This window comes from Paraburkholderia sp. CNPSo 3076, from assembly GCF_026343935.1.
Taxonomy (GTDB): domain Bacteria; phylum Pseudomonadota; class Gammaproteobacteria; order Burkholderiales; family Burkholderiaceae; genus Paraburkholderia; species Paraburkholderia nodosa.
Genome location: NZ_JAPMAL010000016.1, coordinates 55,911 through 71,185, shown reverse-complemented (window position 1 = coordinate 71,185; position 15,275 = coordinate 55,911). Strand labels below are relative to the sequence as shown.

General features: G+C 67.2%; 14 protein-coding genes. 12 read left to right on the top strand and 2 right to left on the bottom strand.

Annotated elements, in window-relative coordinates:
• Positions 1–4: 4 nt before the first annotated feature.
• Positions 5–973 (top strand): alpha/beta hydrolase, encoded by a 969-nt coding sequence (locus tag M3A49_RS19340; protein WP_266230255.1) that lies wholly within the window; start codon positions 5–7, stop codon positions 971–973.
• Here M3A49_RS19340 and M3A49_RS19335 read toward each other — a convergent pair.
• Entirely contained in the window at positions 943–1,818 is an 876-nt protein-coding gene (locus M3A49_RS19335) for an EcsC family protein (RefSeq protein WP_266230254.1), read from the bottom strand. The two genes, M3A49_RS19340 and M3A49_RS19335, sit on opposite strands and share 31 nt — an antisense overlap.
• A 122-nt stretch (positions 1,819–1,940) precedes the next feature.
• Here M3A49_RS19335 and M3A49_RS19330 point away from each other — a divergent pair, with 122 nt between their 5' ends.
• Together M3A49_RS19330 and M3A49_RS19325 are read left to right on the top strand one after the other, a co-directional pair.
• Positions 1,941–3,536 carry an MDR family MFS transporter gene (locus M3A49_RS19330; protein WP_266230253.1) on the top strand — a complete coding sequence of 532 codons (1,596 nt, stop codon included), beginning with the start codon at positions 1,941–1,943 and terminating at the stop codon, positions 3,534–3,536.
• 75 nt (positions 3,537–3,611) lie between these two features.
• On the top strand, positions 3,612–4,085 hold the full coding sequence (locus M3A49_RS19325) for a MarR family winged helix-turn-helix transcriptional regulator (RefSeq protein WP_266230252.1): 474 nt from the start codon (positions 3,612–3,614) through the stop codon (positions 4,083–4,085).
• 23 nt (positions 4,086–4,108) lie between these two features.
• Here M3A49_RS19325 and M3A49_RS19320 read toward each other — a convergent pair whose 3' ends face one another.
• The gene (locus M3A49_RS19320; RefSeq protein WP_254352489.1) at positions 4,109–5,389 is read right to left on the bottom strand and encodes an amino acid deaminase; all 1,281 of its coding nucleotides are present in this window, start codon (positions 5,387–5,389) and stop codon (positions 4,109–4,111) included.
• A gap of 127 nt (positions 5,390–5,516) precedes the next feature.
• On the opposite strand from M3A49_RS19320, the gene M3A49_RS19315 reads away from it, so the two are divergent.
• The 9 genes from M3A49_RS19315 (at position 5,517) to araG (ending at position 15,262) form a co-directional block, all read left to right on the top strand.
• Positions 5,517–6,455 carry a MurR/RpiR family transcriptional regulator gene (locus M3A49_RS19315; protein WP_266230251.1) on the top strand — a complete coding sequence of 313 codons (939 nt, stop codon included), beginning with the start codon at positions 5,517–5,519 and terminating at the stop codon, positions 6,453–6,455.
• 22 nt (positions 6,456–6,477) lie between these two features.
• Positions 6,478–7,959 carry an N-acyl-D-amino-acid deacylase family protein gene (locus M3A49_RS19310; RefSeq protein ID WP_266230250.1) on the top strand — a complete coding sequence of 494 codons (1,482 nt, stop codon included), beginning with the start codon at positions 6,478–6,480 and terminating at the stop codon, positions 7,957–7,959.
• Positions 7,960–8,043: 84 nt separating this feature from the next.
• Entirely contained in the window at positions 8,044–8,433 is a 390-nt protein-coding gene (locus M3A49_RS19305) for a RidA family protein (protein WP_266230249.1), read from the top strand.
• Between the two features lie 539 nt (positions 8,434–8,972).
• Positions 8,973–9,920: an IclR family transcriptional regulator gene (locus M3A49_RS19300; RefSeq protein WP_266230247.1), complete on the top strand. Its 948-nt coding sequence runs from the start codon at positions 8,973–8,975 to the stop codon at positions 9,918–9,920.
• Positions 9,917–10,942, top strand: a complete 1,026-nt coding sequence (locus M3A49_RS19295; protein WP_266230245.1) for a 2-dehydro-3-deoxygalactonokinase — start codon at positions 9,917–9,919, stop codon at positions 10,940–10,942. The genes M3A49_RS19300 and M3A49_RS19295 overlap by 4 nt, the downstream gene beginning before the upstream one ends.
• A gap of 88 nt (positions 10,943–11,030) precedes the next feature.
• Entirely contained in the window at positions 11,031–11,708 is a 678-nt protein-coding gene (locus M3A49_RS19290; protein ID WP_266230243.1) for a 2-dehydro-3-deoxy-6-phosphogalactonate aldolase, read from the top strand.
• Entirely contained in the window at positions 11,705–12,484 is a 780-nt protein-coding gene (locus M3A49_RS19285) for an SDR family oxidoreductase (RefSeq protein WP_266230241.1), read from the top strand. Before M3A49_RS19290 ends, M3A49_RS19285 begins: the two co-directional genes overlap by 4 nt.
• A 152-nt stretch (positions 12,485–12,636) precedes the next feature.
• On the top strand, positions 12,637–13,638 hold the full coding sequence (locus M3A49_RS19280) for an arabinose ABC transporter substrate-binding protein (protein WP_266230239.1): 1,002 nt from the start codon (positions 12,637–12,639) through the stop codon (positions 13,636–13,638).
• A 112-nt stretch (positions 13,639–13,750) separates the two neighbouring features.
• Complete coding sequence (gene araG, locus M3A49_RS19275) at positions 13,751–15,262, top strand: L-arabinose ABC transporter ATP-binding protein AraG (RefSeq protein WP_254352481.1); 1,512 nt, start codon at positions 13,751–13,753, stop codon at positions 15,260–15,262.
• Positions 15,263–15,275: the final 13 nt, after the last annotated feature.

Here is a 15,275-nt window from a genome sequence, read left to right as displayed (position 1 = left end):
GCCGATGAGCTGGCAAAGCAGGCTGATCTGCAGGTTCTTGCGCCGCACTTTTCTGCCGCAAACGCGCAAGTCGATCAACGTCGCACGTGTGCGCATGCTGACGGCGAGGCGCATCTGGACGCCGGGCGTGCCGAGCGGCTGGCGCTTGCGCGAACAGTACGACGCTGCCGATATCCCGATGCGCGGCGAGTGGCTCATCCGCGAGCGCTCGCCCGCGCAGCGCACGCTCCTTTATCTGCATGGCGGCGGGTATTACTTCTGCTCGCCGCGCTCGCAGCGCGCGATTTCGTTTGGTCTGGGCAAGCGCGCCGGCGCCGATGTCTTCTCGCTCGACTATCGCCTCGCGCCCGAGCATCCGTTTCCCGCCGCGCTCGACGACGCACTGGCCGCGTATCGCCAATTGCTGGCAAAAGGAACGCAGGCCGGCTCGATCGTGATTGGCGGCGATTCGGCGGGCGGCGGGCTTGCGCTTGCGACGCTCGTCGCCTTGCGCGACGCAGGCGACGCGCTCCCTGCCGGCGCCGTGCTCTTTTCACCCTGGACCGATCTTGCGGCGACGGGCGCTTCGATACGCGAGAACGACGGGCGCGATCCCATGTTCAGCGGCGCGGTATTCGCGCGCATCGCGCCGTTTTACCTCGGCGCGGCCAGTGCGACCGATCCCTACGTGTCGCCGCTCTATGCCGACTTTCGCGGCTTGCCGCCGCTCAGCCTTTTCGTGGGCAGCTCCGAAACGCTGCTCGACGACACGCGCCGCGTCGCCGAGCGCGCGCGCGCCGCCGGCGTGGCGGTGGAGTGCGAGATCGCCAGCGGCATGCCGCACATCTGGCCGATCTATGCGCCGTTCATGCCCGAAGCGCGCCGCACGCTCGACGTCGCCGCGAGCTTCGTGCGCCGCGTGACCTCTGTGCCGGCGCGCGGCGACGAGAAACCGCAGCCGCCTCAATCGAGTGAGACGTCGATCGCGTCATAGGCCGCGTGCACGGCGGCTTCGCCGTAGCGGCGCTCGAGCTGGCGCACAGTGAAGTGCCCATGCGCCACTTGCTGGAAATGGTCGATGAACACGGTGTTGACCATGGCGCCGAGCACCGCGCCGATGGCCGGTATCGATTTCGCCGCGACCTGCTCGCTCACCTGCACGGAGAAGCGCGCGGCCACGGTCTGCATGAGCTTGAGGAGCGCCGTTGAGCCGTGGGCGGCGAAGCCCTTCGTCGCCATTTCCGACGACGCCGTCGATACCGCCTTCGCGAGCGCGCCGCGCACGATGAAATAGCCGAAGTCGGCTTCGTCGTCGGCGGCCGAGCGGCCGCCCATGCCGAACACGGTCAGACATTGCAGCTGCGTGTCGGTGCTGGCGAGATTCTCGCCTTCGCTGCGCGCGATGTCACAAATCGAGCGAAACATCAGTGTGGTCGTGACGGGCAACTCGACCGGCAGCGCGAACAGGCCGAACGCGCCGCCCGCCGCGCCCGTGGTCGCCACCGCGAACTTGTGCAGCAGGTTGCTCGGCTTCGTGCTCGTGCGCGGTTCGGCCGTGGAGAGGGCGCCTTGCTTGCCGAGCGTCTTCAGCGCGAGCTGCAGACACTTGCGCAGCGCGGTTTGCGTCGCGTCGGTCACCTTGTCGTTCGCGACGCCGGGTAGCCGCGCGATCAACTTTTCCACCGGCGCCCCCACGATCGCCGCGAGCTTCATGCCGAGCGGCGGCGTTTCGAGCTGATGTTTGGCGCGCCGCAGCGCTTCGAGATCGGTCTCGGTGAAGGCCGCGGCGGCGACCGCGCGGGCCGGATCTGCGGCTGTGGGTTCGGTTGTGTGTTCCATTGCGCTCCCGGATTTTCAGCAACGACGACGGGGCATCGCCGCCGTTCGACGCCCCAGTGTAGTGGATCGCGCCGTGCTATGATGACCAATCCTTGACGCGTCAATCGTTGCTGGATCAAAAAATGGCCGTTCATACTGCTGCCCAACATTCGAGCGGGCAGGTTCTGCCGTTCCGGGAGTCGCTGCTCGCGATGCTCGGCGTCTCGTTCGTGACGATGCTCGTCGCGCTCGACCAGACCGTCGTCGGCACCGCGCTGCCGACCATCGTCTCCGAACTGCGCGGCTTCGAGCTTTACGCGTGGGTCGCCACGTCCTATCTGCTCACTTCGGTCATCACCGTCCCCATTTTCGGGCGGCTCGGCGACTATTACGGGCGCAAGCCGTTCGTGATCGCGTCGATCGTCGTCTTCACCGCCGCTTCCGTGCTGTGCGGCGCGGCCAACAGCATGCTGTTCCTTGTGATCGCGCGCGGGCTGCAAGGCATCGGCGGCGGCATGCTGGTCGGCACGGCGTTCGCCTGCATTCCCGACCTCTTCCCCGATTCGGTCGTGCGCCTGCGCTGGCAGGTGCTCATGAGTTCTGCGTTCGGTATCGCCAATGCGGTCGGGCCGTCGCTCGGCGGCTTTCTCACGCAGTACTACGGCTGGCGTTCCGTGTTTTACGTGAATCTGCCCGTTGGCCTGCTTTCGCTGTTTTTCGTCTGGAAGTATCTGCCGCATCTGCGCCACGTCGCACACGAGGCGCGCATGCGGCTCGACTGGCCGGGTGCGCTCCTCATCGCGGTCGCGCTCGGCAGCCTGCAGCTTTTCGTGGAGCGTCTGCCGGGGCACGGTCTCAGCGCTTCGGCCATCGGCCTGCTCGCCCTCGCGCTGGCGGCCGGCTGGGCGCTCTGGCAATGGGAGCGGCGCTGCCCGCAGGCCATCCTGCCCGTCGACATGTTCCGCAACGCGAGTCTGAATGCACTCTTCACGCTCGCCGTGCTGGGCGGCTTCACGATGTTTTCGCTGCTGTTTTACGCGCCGCTCCTGTTCCAGGGCGGCTTCGGCATGACGCCGAAGGAAGCGGGCGTCGTCATCACCCCACTCGTGGTGTTCATCACGATCGGCAGTATCGCGAACGGGCGCATCGTCTCGCGCATCCGCAATCCGAACCTGATGCTCTATATCGGCTTCGCAATGCTCGCGGTGGCCTGCTTCGCCGTGGCGCTCGCCACGCGCAGCACACCGCGCGGCCTGCTCATGGCGTTCATGATCGTGGCCGGCATCGGCCTTGGCTTCGTCATGCCGAACCTCACCGTGTTCGCGCAGCAGACTGCGGGGCGCGAGCATCTGGGCATCGCCACAGCGCTGTTGCAGTCGCTGCGGATGATCGGCGGCATGATCGGCACGGCGCTCACCGGCACGATGGTCACGCAGCTTTATTCGAGCGGCGTGCAACGCGCACTGGACGCCGATCACGCCACGCACTGGCTGCCGCAACTCGCCGACCCGCAGATCCTCATCAACCGGGACGCGCAGGCTTCGCTGATCGCCGATCTGGCACACGCCGGGCATAATGGCGCGCCGCTGCTCGAAGCCGCGCGCGAGGCGCTGGTGGGCGCGATTCACCTGGGCATTGCCGTGGCGGCGGCGATCGCGGTGGTGTCGATCTGGCAAACCCGGCGTGTGCCGCCGGTCAAGCTGCAGCGCAAGGTGGAACCCGTGATTCACGCGGATTGAGACGTTCCGCCCCTGGCGGGTACCGGCACGGACACCGGCAAACGCGCGGCAATCAAGCCGGCAGGAAAACAAAGCATGGAAATTCAGGATCGCATCGCCATCGTGCAGCAGTTTGGACGGACCTACCGGACGTTCATGTCGGCGTTCGAGGCGCAGGTCGGCCATCCGCTGCCGCGCTGGCGTATTCTGCTGGCGCTTTACGAGCAGGACGGCGAGTCGTCGCAAAAGCGGCTCGTCGAGCGGCTGCGGGTGGACCCGGGCGCGCTCACGCGCCAACTGAAGGCGCTGGAGGCGCTCGGCTGGATCGCGCGCCGCGCCGACGAGCGCGACAACCGCATCACCAACGTGACGCTGACCGGCGCCGGCCGTGCCGTGATCGAAGAGGGCCTGCCGCGCCGCAACGCGTTCCTGAACGTGACGATGTCGCTGCCCGATGACGTGCTCGCGGCGCTGTCGGGCGCGTTGGGGATGATGGAGGCGCGCATCGGCGAGGCGGCCACGGCGGCGGCGCTCGCGCGGGCTCAGGAGGCCGAGCCCGAAGCAGGTTGAGCCTGCACCGATGCACGCTGCGCTCAGAAGAACGTCTCGATCACTTCCGTCACGCGATATTTCGCATCGACCATCAGCACCTGACGCCACTTGTCGAACGTGAGGCAGGGGTGCGAGATGTCGAACGCGATCATGTCGCCGACCTTGAGGTCCGCGCCCGCCGGAATCTTCAGGTAGGCGTGCTGATCCATCATCTGGAACACTTCCCAGCCTTCGCTTGCCGCCACTTCGCGCGGCACGCCGCCATTCGCGGGGCGATAGTGGCGCGACGGCTCAGGAAAGCCCGCGTCGAATGCGGCGTCGCGCTTGCCGAAGCCGATGATGGCGCGGCCAGGCTCCGGAATCGACTGGACGTAGGCCCAAAGCTGCAGCGCCGGCAGGAGCGCCACGCCCATCTCGCGCGCCACGGGGTTGCGCGTGAGGATCTGCGACTGAGCCTGCTTGTAGACGCCCACGTCGTGCGTCACGTAGCAGCCGGGGCGCAGCACCACGTCGATCGTGCCTGCCTGCGTGGCCGGCGCGAACTCTTCCGCGACGATGTCGTACCAGGCCGAGCCCGCGCCCGAAAGCAGCGCGGGCGTGCGCGCGAAGCGACCGGCGGCGGCCAGTTCCTGGGTGACGTTCAGCGCGTCGCGCAGGAAAGTGCGTACTTCGCTTTCTTCCTTGAGGATGCCCTCGTAGATTTCCACGCCCGCCAGCTTGAGCGAGTCGGGATAGCGCGCGATCGCCGCGAGCACGGCGTTGCGCGTGTCGGCGTCGCGCACGCCCGTGCGGCCGCGCGGCACGCCCAGTTCGAGCAGCACCTGCAGCGTGCGGCCCGACGCGCGGAAGAACTCGCCCAGGTGCTCCACGCCTTCCACCGAATCGACGAGGCAGAAAAACTCGAAGCTCGCGTCGCTGAGCAGCTCGGCGATGATCGCCATGTTGCGGCGGCCTACGAGCTGGTTCGCCATCAGTACGCGCGAAATGCCGCCGCGGTAGGCGGCGCGCGTCTGGTGCGCCGTGGCGAGCGTGATGCCCCACGCGCCTGTTTCGATCTGGCGGCGAAAGAGCTGCGGCGCCATCGTCGTCTTGCCGTGCGGGGCGAGCTTCACGCCATAGCGCGTGACGAAGTCCTGCATCCACTTGAGGTTGTGCTCGACGCGGTCGGCGTAAAGCACCGCAGCGGGCAGGCTCACGTCTTCTTCGAGTAAATTCCATTCGAGGCGCCCTGCGTCCCCGAGCGGCACGCTCGCGCCCGGTACGTTGCCAAGGCCCTTGCTGTTCGGGTCGATCGTTGCGCTCTGATAGTTTGTAACTTTCATTTCCCTTCGCTCCATATGCTTCATGCGTCCCAGCTGCGCCGGAGTCTTACGAACCAGCGTTGACTCGGAGATAGTACACAAAGTAACATCGCTTCGTGAATTGTTATTTATTAACAGACTCCCTGCAATGAACACCGCCGCCGATCCGGCCCGCTTCGACATCGTCGCGCGTATTGCGCAAAGCGTGCCCGAATTGCGTCCGGCCGAGCGCGACGTGGCCGCGCTGATTCTCGACGATCTTGCCCGCGCCGCGCGCGCGAGCATCGGCGAGCTGGCGCAGCGCGCGGGCGTGAGCGTTGCCTCCGTTACGCGCTTTGCGAAGGCGGTGGGCTGCCACGACGTGCGCGAACTCAAGCTGAGGCTCGCCCAGGCGGCCGCCGTGGGCGACCGCTTCCTGCGCGGCGGGGCCGCCGGCGCTTCCGAAGGCGAGGGCAAGCCGCGCGCCGCCAATGCCAATGCCAATGGCGAAGCCGAACCGCTCGCCACGCGCGTCTACGACGAAATTCACACGGCGCTCGCGCGCAACCACGAGCTGCTTTGCCAGGCGCCGTTAGCGCAGGCCGCCGCGACACTGGCGCAGGCCCGCATGATCTACGTGTTCGGCATGGGTGGCGGCTCGAGCGCGCTCGCCGACGAAATGCGCTTTCGCCTCGTGCGCCTGGGCCGTCCGGTGGCTTCGTACCAGGACAGCTTGCTGCAGCGCATGGTGGCGAGCACGCTCTCGCCCGAAGACGTGGTCGTCGCGCTTTCCGTAACAGGGCGCGTGCCCGAACTCGTCGACGCGTGCCGCATCGCGCGCGATTACGGCGCGAAGCTCGTCGCGCTCACCGCGCCGGCTTCGCCGCTCGCCGCGCTCGCCGACTGGCTCGTGCCGATCGTCGCGAGCGAGACCGATTTCATCTACAAGCCGTCGTCGTCACGTTACGCGATGATGATGGCACTCGACGTGCTCGTGACCGAGCTGGCGCTCGCGCAACCCGAAGAAAGCCGCGAGTTGCTGCGCCGCATGAAGCACACGCTGGACGCGCATCGCGGCGGCGGCGAACGCCAGCCGCTCGGTGACTAAGAGCCATCCTGAGGAGACGCGTATGCATTCGCACCCCGAAGCCGCCGACACGCTGATCGTCGGCGCCATGCTTTACGACGGTACCGGCGCGCCGCCCGTCGAGCGCGACGTGGCGCTGCGCGACGGACGCATCGTCGCAATCGGCAATCTGTCGAACTGGCTCGCGGAAGAGGTGATCGAGGCCAACGGGCGCGCGCTCGCGCCGGGTTTCATCGACGTCCATACGCACGACGATACGCACGTGATCCGCGCGCCGCAAATGCTGCCCAAGATCAGCCAGGGTGTGACGACGGTGGTGGTCGGCAACTGCGGGATCAGCGCGTCGCCGGTGACGCTCAAGGGCGATCCGCCAGACCCGATGAACCTGCTCGGCGAGCGCGACGCGTTCAGCTACCCGACTTTCACCGCGTACGTCGACGCGGTCAACGCAGCGCGGCCTGCCGTGAACGTGGGCGCGCTGATCGGCCATACGGCCCTGCGCAACAACCACATGAACGACCTGAAGCGCGCCGCCACCGGCGACGAGATCGCGGCCATGCGCGCGCAACTCGAAGACGCGCTCGCGCACGGCGCGCTCGGCCTTTCCACGGGCCTCGCGTACAGTTCGGCGTTCGAGGCATCGACCGAAGAGGTCGCCTCGCTTGCCCAGCCGCTTGCCGCCGCCGGCGCGCTCTACACGACGCATATGCGCACGGAGTTCGACGCGATTCTCGAAGCGATGAACGAGGCGTACCACATCGGCCAGCATGCGCGCGTGCCGGTGGTGATTTCGCATCTGAAGTGCGCGGGCCCCTCCAACTGGGGGCGCAGCACGGAGGTGCTCGCGTCGCTCGAAAGCGCGCGCAAGTATCAGCCGGTCGGTTGCGACTGCTATCCGTATAGCCGCAGCTCTTCGACGCTGGATCTCAAGCAGGTGACGGGCGACATCGACATCACGATCACGTGGTCCACGCCGCACCCGGAGCAGGCGGGCAAGCTCATCAAGGACATCGCGGCCGAGTGGGGCGTGTCGCAGCAGGAAGCGGGCAAGCGTCTGCAGCCGGCGGGCGCCGTGTACCACAACATGTCCGAAGACGACGTGCGCCGCATTCTTTCGCATCCGGCCACGATGGTCGGCTCGGATGGACTGCCCAACGATCCGCTGCCGCATCCGCGCCTGTGGGGCGCGTTTCCGCGCGTGCTCGGGCACTACGCACGCGACGCGGCGTTGCTGCCGCTCGAAGAAGCGGTGCGCAAGATGACGGGCCTGTCGGCGCGGCGCTTCGGTCTTTCGCAGCGCGGTGAGGTGCATGTGGGCTGGCACGCCGACCTCGTGCTGTTCGACCCCGCCCGCGTGCGCGACGCGGCGACGTTCGAGAAGCCGCAGCAGGTGGCGGAGGGCATCGACGCAGTGTGGGTGAATGGCGTGCTTTCGTACCGCGACGGGCAGCCCACGGGCGAGCGCGCGGGCCATTTCGTCGCGCGCGGCAAACGCGAGGCGCAGGCCGAGGCGACGGACTTTTAAACAGGCTTTATCTATCGAATTTCGAACCCCGGCGCACGTGGCCCAAAAAGCCGCGCGCGCCGCACGATCTCAAAGGAGCAAACGATGAAACGAATTGGAGCGGAAGGCGGCAAGGGCCAGGGCGGACAACATCTGCCGTTCGCGCGCGCCGTGGAAGCCGATGGCTGGCTGTACGTCTCGGGCCAAACGCCGATGGAAGGCGGCGAGGTGATCAACGGCGGGATCGTCGAGCAGTCGCACAAGGCCATCCAGAATCTTTTCGCGATCCTGAAGGAAGCGGGCTATGGCGCGGAGCACGTGGTGCGCTGCGGCGTGTGGCTCGACGACGCGCGCGACTTCACCTCGTTCAACAAGGTGTTCCGCGAGTACTTCGGCGAGCATCCGCCGGCACGCGCCTGCGTGCAATCGAGCATGGTGGTGGACTGCAAGGTCGAAGTCGACTGCGTGGCTTACAAGGCGCCGGCCGGGAACTAAGGGCGCGCCTTCTGGCGATACGCGAAAGCCTCATCGAGTGTGGCGCAAAACGGCTGTCGGAGTCATCCCGGCAGCCGTTTTTTCTTGCGTGCTGCCGTCGCACTGGGTGGCGGCGGTAATGCGAAGCTTGACCTCCATGGGCGGGGCAGCACTGCGTCCATTTCCGTCCCTAATTAGCCATTCGGCAGATCGCCCTCGTGTTCGTCGATTTTCCCAATATATGAGCGACCCAATCACATATTGGAGAACTCGAAAAAACCTGCCTACAATCCAGTCCATCCGATAAGCCGCGACTGCACCGCGCGGCAAACATCGTCGGCAGACCCAGATAAATCCGGCGCACGCGCAAGACGCGGAGCGAACCGGACCGCAAAGGAGACGTTCGCCATGCTTCAGCCAGCGCTTTGCGCGGCCACGCGCCGCCCGCCGCTACCTGTCCGAGTTCCGGCCGCCCACGCGCCGGGCCGTCTCCCGAAGCACGGTTCGCGCGCCGCCTGACGGCACGCGCCTTTCGATCGTCTCCTTTCATCGCCCTCGCCATGAACAAAGCGATGTCTTCCACACTCGCCGCGAATCTCCCCGACGAGGCCGCGCCCGTGCAAAACGCCGCGGCAACCTCCGCGCAAGCGCAGCCCAAAGCCCGCCCCGCCGCCGATGAAATCGGCGTCGCGAGCACGTTGCTCGACGGCTCGATGCAGCAGGCCGGCACCCAGACGCTCCTGCGCGGCCTCGCGATCCTCGAAGCGGCCGCCGCCGGCGTGCGCGACCTGCGCTCGTTCGGCGCGGTGCTCGGCACGACGCGCAGCACCACGCACCGTCTCGTTTCGAGCCTCGTGCAGGCGCGCTACCTGCGCCAGGTGCAGGGCGGCTACCTGCTCGGGCCGAAGCTCATCGAACTCGGCACCATCGCGCTCGAGCAGATGCCGCTCACGGCCGTTGCGCGGCCGCATCTGCAGGCGCTCGCCGACGAAACGCTCGACACGATCCACCTCGGCGTGCGCGACGGCGACGACGTGCTGTACATCGACAAGATTCCCGGCCAGCGGGGCCTCGAAATGCGCTCGCGCGTGGGGCACCGCATGCCGCTCGCGTCCACGGGCATCGGCAAGGCGATGATGCTCGACCTCGCGCCGCAATCGTGGCGCGACCTGTTCGACGCGTCGCGCCGCACGCTCGCGGGCGTGAGCTTCCGTCCCGATCACAGCCTCGAACCCGATACCTTCCTCAAGCGCATGGCGACTTACGCGGCGGGCGGGTACACGTTCGATCTGGAGGAGAACGAAATTTCGATCCGCTGCGTGGCGGCGCCCGTGCGCGACGCTTCTGGTGCGATCGTGGCGGCGCTTTCGGTGGCGAGCACGATTCCCTACATGCCGCTCGAGCGCATGGACGAACTGATTCCAGTCGTGCAGCGCGAGGCGCGTGCGATTTCGCAGGAACTCGGCTGGCGTGCGCCGCAGCCCACCACGCGCAGGATTCGTCGATGAAAGCGCGCGGGAAGCCTGTAAGCGGCGCGGCCATCGACGCCGGGGACGGCGCGATCGCTCGCGAAGCCGCGCTCATCGCGCTCGACTGGGGCACGACCTCGCTGCGCGCGTATCTGTTCGATGCGGCGGGCAAGGTGATCGCCACGCGTGTTTCGACGGCGGGGATCATGAACCTGCCCGTGCCCGCCGAAGAAGGCGGCTTCGACGCCGCCTTCGACGAAGCGTGCGGCGTGTGGCTCGCGCAAACGCCCTCGCTGCCGGTGCTGGCCGCGGGGATGGTCGGCAGCGCCCAGGGCTGGGTGCAGGCGCCTTACGTCGAAACGCCCGCGAGCGCCCAGGCGCTGGTGGCCGGCATCGTGCGCGTGAGCGCCGCGTGCGGCGCCGAAGTCGCCGTGGTGCCGGGCGTGCTGGAGCCGGGTGCGCTGCCCAACGTGATGCGCGGCGAGGAAACGCAAATTTTTGGCGCGCTTGGGGCAACGGGCGACGAGTCTGAGCCGCAAACGGCGCTCGTCGGACTGCCCGGCACCCACGCGAAATGGGTAGTGGTGGAGGGCGAGCGCATCGCGCGCTTCTATACCTTCATGACGGGCGAGGTCTACGCGGCGCTGTGCGCGCATACGATCCTCGGCCGCACGATGAAGCATCCCGTCGAGCCCGACACCGCAGCGTTCCTGCGCGGCGTGGGCGTGGCGCGCGAGCAGGGCTGCGTCGGACTGCTGGCCACGGCGTTCAGCACGCGCACGCTCGGCCTCACGGCCCAGCTCGCCGCCGACGAGCAGCCCGACTATCTCTCGGGCCTCGTGATCGGGCACGAGCTGGCGGGCCTCGAAGCGGCGCTGGCGCGGCGCGACGTGGCGCTCGCCGGCTGCGCGCCGCAGCTGATCGGCGCCGAGGCGCTGTGCGAGCGTTACCGCATGGCGCTTGCCGCATTCGGATGCAGCGGCGCGCATCTCGTGCGTCAGGCGACCGAACACGGGCTTTGGCGCATCGCCGTGCAGGCCGGGCTCGTCGCGCCGCGCTAAACGCGTGCCGATCAACCGAACCCGCTGCGAACCCGCTGCAAACCCGCTGAACCGAACCAGACACGAAGCCAAGCAACAGGAAGCCGACATGGAACCCGAACTGAACCTGCCCGCCCCGTACACGCCACACGCCGGCTTCGTCGCCGCGTTCGGCGCGTGCGGCATGGTCGCGATCGTGCGCGGCATCAAGCCCGCCGAGGCCGCCGAGCATGGCCGCGCGCTCTACGACGCGGGCTTCCGGATGATCGAAGTGCCGCTCAATTCGCCGCAGCCGCTCGACAGCATCGCGGCATTGCGCCAGGCGCTGCCCGACGACGCGATGATCGGCGCGGGCACCGTACTCACCACTGAGCGCGTGCGCGACGTGCGCGAAGCGGGCGGCAAACTGATCGTGATGCCGCACGCCGACACCGACGTGATCCTCGCCGCCAAGCTCCAGGGCCTCGCGTGCGTGCCCGGCGTCGCCACGCCGACCGAAGCCTTCGCGGCGCTCAAGCACGGCGCCGACGCGCTCAAGATGTTCCCCGCCGAGCAGCTCGGGCCCGCCGTCACGAAGGCATGGCGCGCCGTGATTCCGCCGATCGTGCCCCTGCTGCCCGTGGGCGGCGTGAAGCCGGACAACATGGGCCCGCAGCTGGCCGCGGGCGCGAGCGGCTTCGGCCTCGGCTCCGCGCTCTACAAGCCCGGTCAGGACGCGGCGGCCACGCGCGCGAACGCGCTGGCCTTCATCGAAGGCTGGAAAGCTGTGCAAGGAGCGCAGAAGTGAATCGCCTCGCGGGCAAGGTCGCGCTCGTAACCGGCGCCGGACGCGGCATCGGCGCGGCGATCGCGCGCGCGTTCGCGGCCGAGGGCGCCGCCGTCGTGCTCGCGGAACTGGACGGCGCGACGGCCGTTGCGACGGCGCGCGAGATTGCGAACGCATGCGAAGGCGCGCGAACGCTCGCCGTCCAAACCGACGTGACGCAGCCCGCCTCGCTGCGCGCCGCCGTGGAAGAAGCGCAACGCGCCTTCGGCCCGGTCGACGTGCTCGTGAACAATGCCGGCATCAACGTGTTCGCCGACCCGCTGACGATGACCGACGACGACTGGCGCCGCTGCTTCGCCGTCGATCTGGACGGCGTGTGGAACGGCTGCCGCGTGGTGCTGCCGGGCATGGTGGAGCGCCGCGCGGGCAGCATCATCAACATCGCTTCGACGCACGCATTCCAGATCATTCCGGGCTGCTTCCCGTACCCGGTGGCGAAGCACGGCGTAATCGGGCTCACGCGTGCGCTCGGCATCGAGTACGCGCCGAAGAACGTGCGCGTGAACGCGATCGCGCCGGGTTACATCGAAACGCAGCTCACGCACGACTGGTGGAACGCGCAGCCCGATCCGGAAGCGGCGCGCAAGGCCACGCTCGAGTTGCCGCCGATGAAGCGCATTGGCCGCCCGGAGGAAGTCGCGATGACGGCGGTATTCCTCGGCTCGGACGAAGCGCCGTTCATCAACGCGAGCTGTATCACGATAGATGGCGGCCGCACGGCGCTCCATCACGAATGAGGGCGTTGAAAAAGTAATTCGCAGCACGAAGGAACGCGAGGTTAGAACGAATACGCAGGAATCCGCCGGAGCGCTGGCCGCGCGCATCGGCGGGTAAAAGAAGAGGCGGCCGATACCCTTCCCGTGACTGAAGAAGACAGGAGACTAGCAACATGCAACGACGCATCTTTCTGACGCTGGTGGCTGCAGCCGCCACTGCCATGTTCGCGCAAGCGCCCGTCGCGCAGGCCGCCGACCAGGTGAAGATCGGCTTCCTCGTGAAGCAGCCCGAAGAGCCGTGGTTCCAGGACGAATGGAAGTTCGCGGAAACGGCCGCGAAGGAAAAGGGCTTCACGCTGGTAAAGATCGGCGCGCCCTCGGGTGAGAAGGTGATGAGCGCGATCGACAACCTGGCCGCACAAAAGGCACAGGGCTTCATCATCTGCACGCCTGACGTGAAGCTCGGACCGGGCATCGTTGCCAAAGCCAAGGCCGACAACCTCAAGATGATGACGGTGGACGACCGCCTCGTGGATGGCGCGGGCAAGCCGATCGAGTCGGTGCCGCACATGGGCATCTCGGCGTACAACATCGGCAAGCAGGTGGGTGACGGCATCGCCGCCGAAATCAAGAAGCGCGGCTGGGACATGAAGGACGTCGGCGCCATCGACGTGACCTACGAGCAGCTGCCGACGGCGCATGACCGTACGAGCGGCGCGACCGACGCGCTCGTGGCCGCGGGCTTCCCGAAGGCGAACATCATTGCCGCGCCGCAGGCCAAGACGGACACGGAAAACGCCTTCAACGCCGCCAACATCGCGCTCACGAAGAACCCGCGGTACAAGCACTGGGTGGCCTACGGCCTGAACGACGAAGCCGTGCTCGGCACGGTGCGCGCGGCGGAAGGCCGTGGCTTCAAGGCCGACAACATGATCGGCATCGGCATCGGCGGCTCGGACTCGGCGCTCAACGAGTTCAAGAAGCCGCAGCCGACTGGCTTCTACGGTACCGTCATCATCAGCCCGAAGCGCCACGGCGAGGAAACGTCGGACCTGATGTACACGTGGATCACGCAAGGCAAGGAGCCGCCGCTGCTCACGCTGACGACCGGCATGCTGGCCACGCGCGACAACGTGGAGAGCGTGCGTCAGCAGATGGGTCTCGCTTCGAAGTAAGCGCTGGATAGAAGTGGTTCAGGGTGTTTCCCGCTGCGGGGCGGCCGGCAAGGCCGACGGGTATGAAGGGCGAAGGCCGCGCCCGCGGCGTATCGAATGAGAGGAAACCGAAGTGTCAGCGACACTGCGTTTTGACAATATCGGCAAGGTGTTCCCAGGCGTGCGTGCGCTCGACGGCGTGTCGTTCGAGGTGAACGCAGGCGAAGTGCATGGCCTCATGGGCGAGAACGGGGCGGGCAAGTCCACGCTCCTCAAGATTCTCGGCGGCGAGTATCAGCCCGATTCCGGCCGCATCCTGATGGACGGCAACGACGTGCACTTCTCCGATGCGGCGGCCTCGATTGGCGCGGGCATCGCGGTGATTCACCAGGAACTGCAGTACGTGCCTGACCTGACCGTCGCGGAAAACTTGCTGCTCGGCGCGTTGCCCAATGCGCTCGGCTGGGTGAAGCGCGGCGAGGCGCGCAAGTTCGTGCGCGAACGTCTTGCTGCGATGGGCGTGGATCTCGATCCGGCCGCGAAACTGCGCAAGCTCTCCATCGCGCAGCGCCAGATGGTGGAAATCTGCAAGGCGCTGCTGCGCAACGCGCGCGTGATCGCGCTCGACGAGCCGACCAGTTCGCTCTCGCACCGCGAGACCGAGGTGCTGTTCAAGCTCGTGCGCGAGCTGCGCGCCGACAATCGCGCGCTCATCTACATCTCGCACCGCATGGACGAGATCTACGAGCTGTGCAATGCCTGCACGATCTTCCGCGACGGCCGCAAGGTCGCCTCGCACGAGAAGCTCGAAGAGGTGAAGCGCGAAACGCTCGTGGCCGAAATGGTGGGCCGCGAAATCAGCGACATCTACAACTATTCGCCGCGCGAGCACGGCGGCGTGCGCTTCGCCGTGCGCGGCGTGGAAGGGCATCCGCTCAACGAGGCGGCGAGCTTCGAGGTGAAGGCAGGCGAGATCGTCGGTTTCTTCGGGCTCGTGGGCGCGGGGCGCAGCGAGCTGATGCAGCTCATCTACGGTACGCACAAGCGGCGCGCGGGCGAGATCGAGCTGGACGGCAAGACCATTCGCGTAAAGAGCGCAAGCGACGCGATTCGCCACGGCATCGTGCTGTGCCCGGAAGACCGCAAGGAGCAGGGCATCGTTGCGATGGCGACGGTTTCGGAGAACATCAACATCAGTTGCCGTCGGCACTTTCTGCGTGCGGGCATGTTCCTCGACCGCAAGAAAGAAGCGGAAACGGCGGACCGCTTCATCAAGCTGCTGAAGATCAAGACGCCGAGCCGCCGCCAGAAAATCCGCTTTCTCTCGGGTGGCAACCAGCAGAAAGCGATTCTTTCGCGCTGGCTCGCCGAGCCCGACCTGAAGGTCGTGATTCTCGACGAACCGACGCGCGGCATCGACGTCGGCGCGAAGCATGAAATCTACAACGTGATCTATCAGCTCGCCGCGCGCGGCTGCGCGATCGTGATGGTGTCGTCGGAGTTGCCGGAAGTGCTCGGCGTGTCGGATCGCATCGTGGTGATGCGCGAAGGCCGTATATCGGGCGAGTTGCCGCGCAGCGCGGCGAGCGAACACGCGGTGCTTGACCTCGCGCTGCCCAAGCGCACGCAGGCCAGGGCCGCATGAGTGGACGGGGAGG

Excerpts from the sequence above, each read along its gene's own strand:
- M3A49_RS19340 (WP_266230255.1), top strand. The coding sequence starts at position 5 with ATGAGCTGGCAAAGCAGGCTGATCTGCAGGTTCTTGCGCCGCACTTTT.
- M3A49_RS19335 (WP_266230254.1), bottom strand. The coding sequence starts at position 1,818 with ATGGAACACACAACCGAACCCACAGCCGCAGATCCGGCCCGCGCGGTC.
- M3A49_RS19330 (WP_266230253.1), top strand. The coding sequence starts at position 1,941 with ATGGCCGTTCATACTGCTGCCCAACATTCGAGCGGGCAGGTTCTGCCG.
- M3A49_RS19325 (WP_266230252.1), top strand. The coding sequence starts at position 3,612 with ATGGAAATTCAGGATCGCATCGCCATCGTGCAGCAGTTTGGACGGACC.
- M3A49_RS19320 (WP_254352489.1), bottom strand. The coding sequence starts at position 5,389 with ATGAAAGTTACAAACTATCAGAGCGCAACGATCGACCCGAACAGCAAG.
- M3A49_RS19315 (WP_266230251.1), top strand. The coding sequence starts at position 5,517 with ATGAACACCGCCGCCGATCCGGCCCGCTTCGACATCGTCGCGCGTATT.
- M3A49_RS19310 (WP_266230250.1), top strand. The coding sequence starts at position 6,478 with ATGCATTCGCACCCCGAAGCCGCCGACACGCTGATCGTCGGCGCCATG.
- M3A49_RS19305 (WP_266230249.1), top strand. The coding sequence starts at position 8,044 with ATGAAACGAATTGGAGCGGAAGGCGGCAAGGGCCAGGGCGGACAACAT.
- M3A49_RS19300 (WP_266230247.1), top strand. The coding sequence starts at position 8,973 with ATGAACAAAGCGATGTCTTCCACACTCGCCGCGAATCTCCCCGACGAG.
- M3A49_RS19295 (WP_266230245.1), top strand. The coding sequence starts at position 9,917 with ATGAAAGCGCGCGGGAAGCCTGTAAGCGGCGCGGCCATCGACGCCGGG.
- M3A49_RS19290 (WP_266230243.1), top strand. The coding sequence starts at position 11,031 with ATGGAACCCGAACTGAACCTGCCCGCCCCGTACACGCCACACGCCGGC.
- M3A49_RS19280 (WP_266230239.1), top strand. The coding sequence starts at position 12,637 with ATGCAACGACGCATCTTTCTGACGCTGGTGGCTGCAGCCGCCACTGCC.